This window comes from Bacteriovorax sp. DB6_IX, from assembly GCF_000447775.1.
In the GTDB taxonomy this organism is placed as follows: domain Bacteria; phylum Bdellovibrionota; class Bacteriovoracia; order Bacteriovoracales; family Bacteriovoracaceae; genus Halobacteriovorax_A.
Genome location: NZ_AUNJ01000108.1, coordinates 1 through 1465, shown reverse-complemented (window position 1 = coordinate 1465; position 1465 = coordinate 1). Strand labels below are relative to the sequence as shown.

The window sequence follows — 1465 nt, the reverse complement described above, 5'->3', positions numbered from 1 at the left end:
GAAAAAGCACCTGGAACCGATTTCCTGAATACGGGGGCCTTTTTTATTTGTGGCGACTGATTGGGCATTGTAGCTTCGGCAACGTCGTGGGTGGCCCTCACGATGAGGGTCCCCCGCGTGGCCACGATGGCCAAAAAGCGGGGTCACCAACTCTGCATACAAAAAAACCTACAATTCTCACGATCCCACTTCACAAGAAATCCATGCTCTTTAGGCCTATAAAAGTTAACTTGAACTTCTTGAGAATCTTTGGTCTCTCTGTGCAAAAGTATCACCTTATTTAACAGCTTTAAGTCTAGAGGATTTGGAAGTCTAATATCCTCAAGCTTAGGTGTTCTCTCTTTTCGATTCTCCACTTCTCTTCTAATTTGGGAAATAAAGATAATGATGCATTTATTTTCTTTGGCAAAGTTTTTTAGTTTCTCAACTTGTGCTTGAAGTGGAGGATTGACCCTCTTCTCATCAAGCATTTGAAGATAATCAATAACGACAAGCGAACCTTTTGAAACTGTTGGTGTGATTTTTTCTATTATATAATCGGCACTAATATCATTTGAGTAGTCGACTGCAATATATCCTAAGTGGGAATTTCCTGGGTAGCCCAAACTCTGATCAAAGTTCCCAATAGTCTCATCATAATTTGCAATTCGCCCTGCTATATCTTTATGGTTTTCTGCGAGGGTAAAGAAGTAATTTGATGCTGATTTTCTTTGAACGGCCTGGACAAAGAGTCCAATGCTAAAACTTGTCTTCCCCATTCCCGGTCTGGCACCAATAAGAACAAGGTCTCCGGGATTAAAGAATTCTAATATTTCAGAATAGGACATTGGATAAGGATCAGAGTTCTTAGCTTTTAATAATGACCAAGAACTGTAGCCTTCTCTTTGTGCAATTTTATTTAAAGCTTCAGCTGTTGAGAGCGATTGACTCTTTTTAAGTTCTTTCGACCTGTGATTTTAAAATGTGAATTGGTGATGATAGTTTCATCTAATACCTCCATATTAAGGCCCATTAAACATTCCCTTCTTCTGCCTAATCCTTATTAAAGGTTAGATGATTTCAAATGACACTATTCGACACTTAGGTGCTTTCCCACTGAAGGGGGGGTGGCATGAATATGATACCAATAAATTTATTATGATTTAAACTCTAATAAAAATCAATCACCTCTAGCTCAGTAAACTCCAAGTCTTTGAAACTAGACTTCAAATATCATACTATTCATGTCAAATTATTGAACTTTGATTTTGTGATGATCCTAGGGCGGAAATTAAGGCGAAATTTACGGAAATAGTTTACAATAAGGAATATAGGTTAATTTAGGAGAAGTTTATATGTCTGAGAATAAGGCACCAGTAGCTAAAAAGAAGAAAACTGAAAGTTCTAATATTTTCTTATCTGTAGCTCTATTACTTATTATAGGAGTTATGGGATATCTGGTTGTTGACCTTAAGAAGAAACTCTC

1 pseudogene is annotated in these 1465 nt (G+C 37.3%); it reads right to left on the bottom strand.

Annotated elements, in window-relative coordinates:
* Window positions 1-143 precede the first annotated feature (143 nt).
* A pseudogene (locus M901_RS03490) lies at window positions 144-941 on the bottom strand (DNA helicase); the annotation flags it as partial.
* Window positions 942-1465: the final 524 nt, after the last annotated feature.